Source organism: Paracoccus sp. FO-3 (assembly GCF_006386455.1).
Lineage (GTDB): Bacteria > Pseudomonadota > Alphaproteobacteria > Rhodobacterales > Rhodobacteraceae > Paracoccus > Paracoccus versutus.
Map to the genome: position 1 here is coordinate 1 of NZ_VCBQ01000137.1, position 9808 is coordinate 9808.

General features: G+C 67.5%; 11 protein-coding genes. 8 read left to right on the top strand and 3 right to left on the bottom strand.

Features of this window, described 5'->3' with window-relative positions; genetic code table 11:
- The 5 genes from FE811_RS27665 to FE811_RS23760 form a co-directional block, all read left to right on the top strand.
- Positions 1–195: hypothetical protein (locus FE811_RS27665; RefSeq protein ID WP_181180944.1), on the top strand; the 195-nt coding region annotated here is incomplete at its 5' end.
- Between the two features lie 21 nt (positions 196–216).
- Positions 217–1242 carry a TRAP transporter substrate-binding protein gene (locus tag FE811_RS23745; RefSeq protein ID WP_140849000.1) on the top strand — a complete coding sequence of 342 codons (1026 nt, stop codon included), beginning with the start codon at positions 217–219 and terminating at the stop codon, positions 1240–1242.
- Between the two features lie 17 nt (positions 1243–1259).
- Positions 1260–1781, top strand: a complete 522-nt coding sequence (locus FE811_RS23750) for a TRAP transporter small permease (protein WP_072463967.1) — start codon at positions 1260–1262, stop codon at positions 1779–1781.
- Positions 1778–3097 carry a TRAP transporter large permease gene (locus FE811_RS23755; RefSeq protein WP_036755645.1) on the top strand — a complete coding sequence of 440 codons (1320 nt, stop codon included), beginning with the start codon at positions 1778–1780 and terminating at the stop codon, positions 3095–3097. The genes FE811_RS23750 and FE811_RS23755 overlap by 4 nt, the downstream gene beginning before the upstream one ends.
- 746 nt (positions 3098–3843) lie before the next feature.
- Positions 3844–4032, top strand: a complete 189-nt coding sequence (locus FE811_RS23760) for a hypothetical protein (RefSeq protein ID WP_140849002.1) — start codon at positions 3844–3846, stop codon at positions 4030–4032.
- A gap of 445 nt (positions 4033–4477) precedes the next feature.
- On the opposite strand, the gene FE811_RS23775 is transcribed toward FE811_RS23760, so the two are convergent.
- Positions 4478–5350, bottom strand: a complete 873-nt coding sequence (locus FE811_RS23775; protein WP_219848936.1) for a LysR family transcriptional regulator — start codon at positions 5348–5350, stop codon at positions 4478–4480.
- A gap of 167 nt (positions 5351–5517) precedes the next feature.
- Between FE811_RS23775 and FE811_RS23780 the strand changes: the two genes are divergently transcribed.
- Positions 5518–6618 (top strand): mandelate racemase/muconate lactonizing enzyme family protein, encoded by a 1101-nt coding sequence (locus FE811_RS23780; RefSeq protein WP_140849008.1) that lies wholly within the window; start codon positions 5518–5520, stop codon positions 6616–6618.
- Here FE811_RS23780 and FE811_RS23785 read toward each other — a convergent pair.
- Positions 6569–7024 carry a hypothetical protein gene (locus tag FE811_RS23785; RefSeq protein ID WP_255469836.1) on the bottom strand — a complete coding sequence of 152 codons (456 nt, stop codon included), beginning with the start codon at positions 7022–7024 and terminating at the stop codon, positions 6569–6571. The two genes, FE811_RS23780 and FE811_RS23785, sit on opposite strands and share 50 nt — an antisense overlap.
- Positions 7025–7423: 399 nt before the next feature.
- On the opposite strand from FE811_RS23785, the gene FE811_RS23790 reads away from it, so the two are divergent.
- On the top strand, positions 7424–7906 hold the full coding sequence (locus FE811_RS23790; RefSeq protein WP_255469837.1) for a glycine betaine ABC transporter substrate-binding protein: 483 nt from the start codon (positions 7424–7426) through the stop codon (positions 7904–7906).
- A 234-nt stretch (positions 7907–8140) separates the two neighbouring features.
- On the opposite strand, the gene FE811_RS23795 is transcribed toward FE811_RS23790, so the two are convergent.
- Complete coding sequence (locus tag FE811_RS23795; RefSeq protein ID WP_140849012.1) at positions 8141–8851, bottom strand: GntR family transcriptional regulator; 711 nt, start codon at positions 8849–8851, stop codon at positions 8141–8143.
- 226 nt (positions 8852–9077) lie between these two features.
- On the opposite strand from FE811_RS23795, the gene FE811_RS23800 reads away from it, so the two are divergent.
- A partial coding sequence (locus tag FE811_RS23800) for a 3-hydroxyacyl-CoA dehydrogenase family protein (RefSeq protein ID WP_181180945.1) occupies positions 9078–9808 on the top strand: 731 nt, incomplete at its 3' end.

The window sequence follows — 9808 nt, forward strand, 5'->3', positions numbered from 1 at the left end:
GCCGAGGCCATGCCTCGCGCCGAGGCCCTGCGGATCGTGGCGCAGGCGCTGGCGCAGGTCGCCGGGGGCGAGGCGCCGACGCTGGCCGATGCGCTGGCGCGACTGGCCCCCGGCCGCGACTGGGCCAAGGCCCTGAGGCCCGAGAACCTGACCGGCGCCGCGCCCCGGCAAGCGCGCGCCGCACGACCGATCTGAACAATGCAACGGGAGGAAACCATGAAAACCCTGATCCTGTCGGCCATCGCCTCGCTTTCGCTGGGTGGCGCGGCATGCGCCGCCGATGTGACGCTGCGCGTGCATCACTTCCTGTCGGCCGATGCGCCGATGCAAACCGAGATCCTGATCCCCTGGGAAAAGGCCGTCGAGGAACAGTCGGGCGGCCGCATCGACGTGCAACTGTTCCCCTCGATGCAATTGGGAGGCAAGCCGCCGCAACTCTTCGACCAGGCGCGCGACGGCATCGTGGACATTTCCTGGACGCTCCTGGGCTATACGCCCGGTCGCTTCCCCGTGGCAGAGGTGTTCGAACTGCCCTTCGTCTCCGGCACCGCCGTCCAGACCACCGCCGCGCTGCAAGAGTTCCAGGCGAAATACCTGGGCGACGAGATGGCGCAGGTGAAGCCGCTCTTGCTGCATGCGCCGGCGGGCTACAAGTTCCACATGCGCAGCGGCCCGATCACCGCGCTGGCCGATCTCAAGGGCAAGAAGATCCGTGCCCCCTCGCGCGCGATGACCGACGCGCTGAATGCGCTTGGCGCGACTGCCGTGGGCATGCCCGTGCCCGAGGTCGCGCAGGCCCTGACCACCGGCGTGATCGACGGCGCGCAGATCCCGTGGGAGGTCGTGGGTTCCCTGCGGGTCGACGAGATCACCAATGCCCATAGCGAAATCGGGGTCGAGAACGGCGGCGTTTCCACCGCGGTCATGGCGCTGGTGATGAACCGGGCCAAATACGACAGCCTGCCCGACGACCTGAAAAAGGTGATCGACGACAATTCCGGCGCCAATCTGGCGGTGCTGGCCGGCGCCGCCCTGGACCGGGTCGAGGCCGAGGAAAGGCAGAAAGCCCTGGACGCGGGCGCGCAGATCAACGTGATCCCGGCCGAGCAGATGGAGGAATGGCGCGCGGCGGTGCAGCCGGTGGTGGACGGCTGGGTCAAGGCCATGGACAGCCGCGGCCTGGACGGGCAGGCGATGCTGGACGATGCGCGCGCCATGCTGGCCGCGGCCGGCGCCGAGTAGGGGGAGGCGAGGGCGAGATGACCGAAGCCGAACCCCTGACCGAACAGCCCCATCCGGTGCCGGTGCCCGGCTGGCTCGTCGCCCTCTGCCGCTGGTTTGCCGCCATCGGGGGCGCGGCGCTGCTGGCGATGATGCTGATGACCGTGGCCAGCGTCACGCTGCGCTCCGTTCTCGGCTGGCCGATCCCCGGCGATTTCGAGCTGGTCGAGGTTCTCTCGGCCATCACCGTCTTCTGCTTCCTGCCCTGGTGCCAGGTCATCGGCGGCAATGTGCTGGTCGATTTCTTCACCATGAAGGCCGGCCCGCGCACGAACCACGCGCTCGAGGCTCTGGGCGACCTGGTCTATCTGGCGATCGGGGTGCTGCTGACCTGGCGGCTGTGGCACGGGGCGGTCGATTTCTACAGCTATGGGGAACAGACCATGATCCTGCGCATCCCGATCTGGTGGAGCTTCATCATCGCCATGCCAGCGATGGCGCTGCTGATCGTGACCACCTTCTTCACCCTGATCGGCCATATCGGAAAGGCGCGCGCATGACCGGGATCGCCGCCGGGCTGACGGGTTTCGCGGTGCTTCTGGCGCTGATGGCCATCCGTATTCCGATCGCCGTGGCGATGCTGGCGACCGGCATCGTCGGATACGGGCTGGTCAGCGGCTGGATGCCGCTGCTCGCCTTCCTCAAGACCAACACCTATTACCAATTCTCCACCTATTCGCTGTCGGTGATCCCGCTTTTCGTACTGATGGGCGAATTCGCCACCCATGCCGGGATGAGCCGGGCGCTTTACCGTGCCGCCGCGGCCTTCATGGGTCATCTGCGCGGCGGGCTGGCCATGGCCTCGGTCGGGGGCTGCGCGGCCTTCGGCGCGATCTGCGGCTCGTCGCTGGCCACCGCCGCGACCATGGGCCAGGTCGCGCTGCCCGAGATGCGGCGCTACAACTATTCGGGCGCGCTGGCCACCGGCTCTCTGGCGGCCGGCGGCACGATGGGCATCCTGATCCCGCCCTCGGTGATCCTGGTGCTTTACGCGCTGATGACCGAACAAAGCATCGCCAAGATGTTCGTCGCCGCCATGGTGCCGGGGGTGATCGCCGCGCTCGGCTATATGCTGGCGATCGCCGTCTTCGTGCGCCGCCGCCCCGAGGCAGGCCCGGCCGGCCCCCGCGCCAGCTGGTCCGAGCGGCTGGATTCGCTGAAGGAAACCTGGTCGATCATCCTGATCTTTGCGCTGGTGATCGTCGGCATGTATCGCGGCTGGTTCACCCCCACCGAGGCCGCGGCGGTCGGCGCCTTCGGGGCCTTCGTGCTGGCGGTGCTGCATGGCGGGCTGCGGCTGAAGGGGCTGGTCGAATGCCTGCAAGGCACGGCCCGGACCTCGGCCATGATCTTTCTGATCATGCTGGGGGCCGAGATGTTCAACGCCTTCCTTTCCGCCACGCAGACGCCCATGCTGGCCTCGCAGATGATCGTCGAGGCGGGGCTGTCGCCGATGATGGTTCTGGTCGCCATCCTGCTTCTCTATCTGGCGATGGGCTGCGTGATGGATTCCATGTCCATGCTGCTGCTGACCATCCCGATCTTCTATCCGATCATCGCGGGGCTGGATTTCGGCATGGGCCGCGAGGACACGCTGATCTGGTTCGGCATCCTGGCGGTGGTGGTGGTCGAGGTGGGGCTGATCACCCCTCCGGTCGGGATGAACGTCTTTGTCATCAACGCGATGGCCAAGGAGGTGCCGATGTGGGAAAGCTTCAAGGGGGTCATGCCGTTCCTGATCTCGGACCTGCTGCGCATCGTGTTGCTGGTCGCGTTCCCGGCGATCACGCTGGGGCTGGTGCGAGCGCTGGGATAGCTGCCCGCCCCTGGCGCGCCGGTCCGGTCGCGAAGACCGGGCCGCGCCGTCCCTCGCCCGTGCCGCCCGGCCCGGCGGGGGATGTTTCGAACGCTTCCCCGTTCGAGCCAGCCGCTTTCCCGCCGATGCCGGTGCCGATCCGGCCAGGCGGAGCGCCGGACGATTTCCTGTCCGCTTCCATTGCGGCGAGTCTGATCGTCGAGGCCTTCGGTCCCCCGCCCGCTTTGCCCCCTTGCGGGCGCGGGCAGCGACCATCCGGTCGGATCAAGCCTGTCCAGCGAAAGCCCCGTTCCAGAGCCAGGCTCGATGCGGAAGACCGGGCGGCTGGGCGGCCGCGTTGAAAAACCGGTCCGCGCGGCGAGGGGCTTGCTGCCTGATTGCCGGGCCGTTTGAGAGCAAACCAGCCCAGGCAGGCCAGTCGCGCAAGCGCCGCCGCCTTGCCGTCGGCTCCGATTGCGGGGCGGCCGTGATCCGCTGCGGCCGCCTTGCCCTCGGGCCGGGCCTGTGCGCCGGACATCCCCGATCGGCAACATTCGCGCCGGCTGTTTCGGCCGCGGGCTCGTCGCCTGCCAGCAGAGCCAGCGGGCCGTTCTTCGGCGCGGATGCATCGCCTTGCGGCCTGACTCGGGCGCCGGCAGGACTGCGCTTGCGGCGATCAGGATGAGCCTGGGAATCAGGCCGGTAATGTCCATTGTTTCTCCCACGCCCGATTGGCCTGGGACTTGAGTTGGCCAGGGATGTCGCGCTTGGCGGCCGCCGCCTATTCCGTTCCCGGCGGGCTTGTCCCCGACCGGCTGCGCGTATTTCTTGCCGCCATCCCGCCCGAGCGCATCGCCGGGGTCGAACTCGCCGAATTCGAGATGCCGGGGACGGCGCAGGCGGCCATTGCGACCATCCTGGACATCGTCGGTCCGCTGCTTCCCGCCGGGCGATGAGCTTGGGCTAGCCGGCTTGCAGCCGGGCGAAGGCGCCCGAGACCCAGCGCGGCAGGATCTCCTCTCCGGTCAGCGGCGCGAGGGGGATGTCGTTGCATGCCGGATCGACCCAGCGTGCCTCGGCGATCTCGGCGCCGGGGACGATTTCGACCCCCTCCGGCAGATGCAGCGGGAACAGGTCTGCCGGCCGGGCTCGTTCGCTGCCCTCTGCGACCCGGCACCTGCGCCAAGCGCGAGTTGCCGCTGAGCCAGAGCCTCCGGCATCAGAACATTCTCGGCAACGTCCATGCTGGGCGGCTGGTCTGGGAGGCCAAGATTGCCCGCCGCCGCGTGGTGTTGGAAATCTCGGGGGCCGGCTGGATTCACGGCCTCAACCTCCTTGCGCCGGACCGCGGTCCTTAAGGCTGCACGGTCGGCGACACCTGGGCCTGGGATACGCCGGCGGTCATGGACAGCCGGCTGACGCGCCACCCGCGGCATCGCGCAACGCATCGGCCACCGCGATCACCGCCCGGTCGTTGCGGCTTTCCGGCAGCATCCATGCCGTCACCGACAGGCCCAACGGAACCGGCCGGCCGAAGGGGGCGACAAGCGTGCCGCTGTCCAGATGCCCCTGCACCAGGGATTGCCGGCCCATCAGGACTCCGGCGCCCGCCAGCGCCTGCTGCACGGCGACCGCATACAGCGAAAAGCCGGGGCCGGTGGGAACGACCGCGCCGTCCGGCATCGCCGCCTTGGCCCAGATCCGCCAGTCCTGCCAGACCACGTCCGAGATGCAGATCACCCGGCCCAGATCGGCGGGCTCGGCAAGGCCTTCGGCCAGGGCGGGCGTGCAGACCGGCAACAGCATCTCGTCCCACAGGTTGATGCGGTCCGGGCCAGGCCGGGCATAGAACAGGCACAGGTCGAAGGGCGTGCGCTTGAGATCCGGCGGATCCTCCAGCGCCGTGACCGAAATGTCCACCTGTGCCAGCGCCGCACGTAGGGCGGGCAGGCGCGGTGCAAGCCACAGCTGCGCCAGGGCCGGCGAGGTGACGACATGGACCCGGCGCGGCGCGGCATGGCGCCGAAGCTCGCGCACCGCATGGCCAAGGGCATCGAAGGCCGCGATGAAACCCGGCGCGACGCGCTGCCCCAGCGGGGTCAGCCGGACGCCATGCGCCCGGCGCTCGAACAGGGCGGCGCCATAGTCCGCCTCCAGCGCCTTGATCTGGGCGGTGACGGCCCCCGGCGTCACCATCAGCTCGTCCGCCGCCTGCCGGAAACTGCCAAGCCGCGCCGCCGCCTCGAAGGCGCGCAGGGCGTTCAGGGAAGGCATCCTGCTGAAAGGCGGCGAAACCGGCATGATCCCCAGACTCAGATTTTCTGATCCTTGTATAGTGGAAAACTGATTTGCGGCAAGCGCGGCCGCCATGGAAATCCTGCCCCGTGAACAGATCGCACCGCCTTGGGCGGATGCGCCACCCGGCAGGAAAGAGGACCGCCATGAAGATCTCGGCCATCGAGCTTTACGAATACGACCTGACCTATGCCCATGGCACCTATGCGATGTCCAAGGGCCGCTCGGCCAGGCAGCAGCCCTCGAACCTGGTACGGGTCGTCACCGACGACGGCATCGAGGGCTGGGGCGAGGCGGCGACGCTGTCGGGGAACTACCTGCCGGTTTTTGCCGCCGGCACCCGCGCAGCGCTGCGCGAGCTGGCGCCCTTGCTGATCGGCCAGGATCCGCGCCGGACCAGTCATCTGCAGCGGCTGATGTCGAGCGTGCTGATGGGCCAGGCCAATGCCAAGAACGCTTTCGACGTGGCCTGCTGGGACATCTTCGGCAAGTCGGTCGGCCTGCCGATCTCGGCGCTGATCGGCGGCGTGCTCAGCACCGAGCTGCCGATCTTCGAGGCGGTGCCGCTGTCCTCGGTCGAAGACAGCATCGCCTATGTCCAGAAACGCAGCGCCGAGGGCACCCTGCGCTACCAGATCAAGATCGGCGACGATCCGGCCAGGGATGCCGCGCGCGCCCGCGCCATCGCCGAGGCCTTCCCCGAGATCTTCTTCTTCGTCGATGCCAATGCCGGCTATACGCTGCTGGAAGCGCAGGTCGCGATGCGCGCGCTGGACGACACCGGCATGTTCTTCGAGCAGCCCTGCCGCGAACTGGCCGATTGCGCCCTCCTGCGCCGCACCGGCCGCCTGCCGATGATCATGGACGAAACCGTCCTGAACCACGCCGATCTGTATCGCGCGAAATACGAGGTCTCGGCGGCGGCGGTGAACATCAAGCTGGGCCGGCTGGGCGGCATCACCCAGACGGTCGCCCTGCGCAATGCCGCGCAGGATCTGGGCATGCATTTCGCCATCGAGGATGTATGGGGTGGCGACGTCACCTCGGCGGCGGTGTCGCATGTGGCCGCCAGCTCCAGCCCCGAGCATCTGCTGCACACCTCGTTCTTCAACGACTGGACGAACGAGCATGTCGCCGGCTATCAGCCCCGCAGCCGCAACGGCCGGGGCGCCGCGCCGACAGGCCCCGGCCTGGGCATCACCGTCGACCGCGCGCTGCTCGGCGCCCCCGTCGCCAGTTTTTCGTAACGGGCGCCAGGGGCACGGCCCAAGCTGTCGACATACAACGAACGCGGCGGCGTGCTGCCTTGGCCGTGGGCCATGAACGCGCTCTGCATCGTGATCCTATGGGCCGCCGGACACGATCCGGCGGCCCAAGGCGGACATCCGCTCTGCGATCCGGCAGATGCCGGCTGCGATATTTTATCTTCAAGGACTTGAGGGCCTCGACGACATAGCTGGCGATCATCAGGTCCAGATGCGCGCCGCCGCCGTTCTTGAACAGCGTGACCTGGTCATCGGACCGGCGGCTGGAGCCGCCCGCCGCCACCAGATCGTAAAGATCGCCCCGCATAGGGTCGCGGCTGATGGCGCCCGAGCGGATCGGCTGCATGATCTCGCCGATCCGGTCCACGACCGTCTCGACGAAATCCACTGACGCCGTCCATTCTGCATCTTTAATAGACAGAATGTCTATTATTGAAGTATGTCAATATGAGTTTTACGGCCGCCAGCGATCCGCGTTCCGTCACAAGCGACGAAGCTCGGTCAGACCATCGCGGGATGCCATGAAACGACTGGTGAAAGCTCTTGGGCGGTGCGGATGAGCACCCTGGCCGCAAGCGCGGGACAAGGTTCGAGCCGGGCACCATGGCCTGAGAGGTGCCGACCGCAACGGTGGCCGGGAAGGTTCTTGGGAACAAGGGCTATCCGGTAGAGCCGACCGCGTCCCTGATTGGGCATTGCTTATGTCGGCCTGATCCTTGGTCAGGCACGGGCCAAGCCGGCTATCGGGAAACCAGCCTGCGAAGCTCTCGATCGCTTCGCATGGCCTTTGCCAGGGTCTGGCCGTTCCCAACGCTGTCGAGATCACCGATCGAGGAGCAGAACGACACCACCCACGAACCGGGCAAAGATCATCGGCATCGAGCCCGGCGCGGGGTGGATGCGCAAGACAGTGCAGGCCGTCGAGCAATATCGCCTCGACCTGCAACTGGCCGAGGGCAGCACCGCGGGCATGACGGCCGTGGACCGGCAACTGCCCATCGTCGTGACGCTGTGGACCCCGACCTGGACGGTTGCGCGATATGCCATGAAACTCCCGCACGACCCCAAGGGCGTGTTTGCCGCCTCGGACCGACAACCTGATCGTGCAAAGATGTTTCTCAGAGAAAAGCCCGAACCGGGGAAATCCGTGCCGGGATCTTCCGCGCCTGCGGCCTTTCGAGGACGGGGGGGAAGGCCTCGGCTTCCTCTACCATCGCATCTGCGCTGCGATGAAGCGCGAAGCCTTGGAGACCGCCGCGCAGGGCATTGAAGTCGATGCGGTTTTCGGCTGCGTCGAGCAGGGATGGACGGGACCGTTCCGGCGCAAGGATTCGTCCGGTTCGTGGTTCTGGACATCGAACGCACTATGCGGCCGAGTATCCCGGCCGGCCTGGCGGTCCTGGCGTGCTGCCCGAATCCTGGATCGCGGATCATCGGGGACAGAAACCGGCCGGGGCTTTTGCGACAGGATCGATCCCCCATCCTTTGGCGGCACCAGCAGGCGCTATTCGGTTTTCAGGTGCGCAGGCGTGGCCTTGTCGGTGGCGATCCGGGCGCGAATCGCCTCGGCGGCCTCGGCGATGTCGCCGCAGATCGCGGCGCGGGCCGCCTCGGGATCGCCCTGCCGGATCGCCTCGATCACCTCGGCGTGGCGCACCTGGCCGGTCTTGGACAGCACCCCGCTGCGCACGATGCTCATCAACGGCCCATAGCGCATCCAGAGCAGCTCGATCAGGTCGACCAGGTCGTCGTTGCCGCATTGCCGGTAGACCTCGAAATGGAACTGCTGGTTCAGCCGCAGATAGGTCTTGGTGTCCTGCCGGGGCACCATGGCGCGCATCTCCTCGTCGATGCGCGCGAGCCGGCGGGCCAGTTGCGGGTCGGGCCGCAGGGCGGCAAGGCGGGCCGCTTCGCCCTCGAGATGCAAGCGCAGGGGCAGCAGCGCGTCCAGCCGCTCCACCGTGGCCTGCGGCACCCGCATCGAGCGGCGCGGCATCGCCTCGATGGCGCGCGCCACCACCAGACGGCTGGTGGCCTCGCGCACGGGCATCTGGCTGGTGCCGAAGGCCGCGGCAAGCTCGGGCAGGGTCAGGCGCTGGCCCGGCTCGAACTCGCCGATCATGAAGGACTGCTTCAACTCGCCATAGACGTGATCGGGTTCGGAAATCACCTGCCGTTGCTGAAAGGCGGGCAGGGAGGCGGAGCGCGGGGCCATGCGGGATCCTTGGATGGTTTTGGCGCAAGCGTAAAGAAATGCCCAGGCCGAGGCAATCAGTCCGCAATATCTGATCAGATATCATATTTATTGACAGAATCGATTCGCGCCTCCTAGGGTGGATGCAGCAGGGCGGACCCGCATGACGCCGACCTAAATCTGATCAGATATCATATATGAGGACATGATGGCGCGAGACGAAACCACCGATCCCTCCGATTTGCGAGTGATCGCCATCATTGGCACCGGGCTGATCGGCTGCAGCTGGGCGGCGCTGATGGCTGCCTCGGGGCGGCGGGTGGTGATCCACGACACCCGCCCCGAGGCAGGGCGGGCGGTCGCCGAGTTCTGGGATTCGGTCAAGCCGGCGCTGGTCGAACTGGGGCTGGCGGCGGAAACCACGCAACCGGATTTCCACGTCGCGCCCTCGCTCGAGGCCGCGCTGGCCGAGGCGGATTTCGTCTTTGAAAACATCCCCGAGCGCCTGGACGCGAAACGCGCGCTTTATGCCGCGATGGAGCCGCATCTGCGGCCGCATGCCATCGTCGCCACCAGCTCCTCGGGGCTGGAGCTGTCGGACCTGCAGGCGGGCTGGAAAAACCCCGGCCGGCTGATCATCGGCCATCCCTTCAACCCGCCGCATCTGGTGCCGCTGGTCGAGCTTTACGCCACCGATCGCACCGATCCCGACGTGCTGCCGCGGGCGCGGGCGCTTTACGAAAGCTGCGGCAAGGTGACGATCACCCTGAAGCGCGAAGTCATGGGCCATGTCGCCAACCGCCTGCAGGCCGCGTTGTGGCGCGAGGCGATCCACCTGGTCGATGCCGGCGTCGCCTCGGTCAAGGACGTGAACGCGGCGATCTGGGCCGGCCCCGGCCTGCGATGGGCGATCATGGGGCCGCATATGCTGCTGAACCTAGGCGGCGGGGAAGGGGGCCTGCGCGCCTATTGCGAGCA

What these genes read in the sequence shown, in the direction of transcription:
- FE811_RS23745 (WP_140849000.1), top strand. Translation starts at nt 217, where the DNA reads ATGAAAACCCTGATCCTGTCGGCCATCGCCTCGCTTTCGCTGGGTGGC.
- FE811_RS23750 (WP_072463967.1), top strand. Translation starts at nt 1,260, where the DNA reads ATGACCGAAGCCGAACCCCTGACCGAACAGCCCCATCCGGTGCCGGTG.
- FE811_RS23755 (WP_036755645.1), top strand. Translation starts at nt 1,778, where the DNA reads ATGACCGGGATCGCCGCCGGGCTGACGGGTTTCGCGGTGCTTCTGGCG.
- FE811_RS23775 (WP_219848936.1), bottom strand. Translation starts at nt 5,350, where the DNA reads ATGCCTTCCCTGAACGCCCTGCGCGCCTTCGAGGCGGCGGCGCGGCTT.
- FE811_RS23780 (WP_140849008.1), top strand. Translation starts at nt 5,518, where the DNA reads ATGAAGATCTCGGCCATCGAGCTTTACGAATACGACCTGACCTATGCC.
- FE811_RS23795 (WP_140849012.1), bottom strand. Translation starts at nt 8,851, where the DNA reads ATGGCCCCGCGCTCCGCCTCCCTGCCCGCCTTTCAGCAACGGCAGGTG.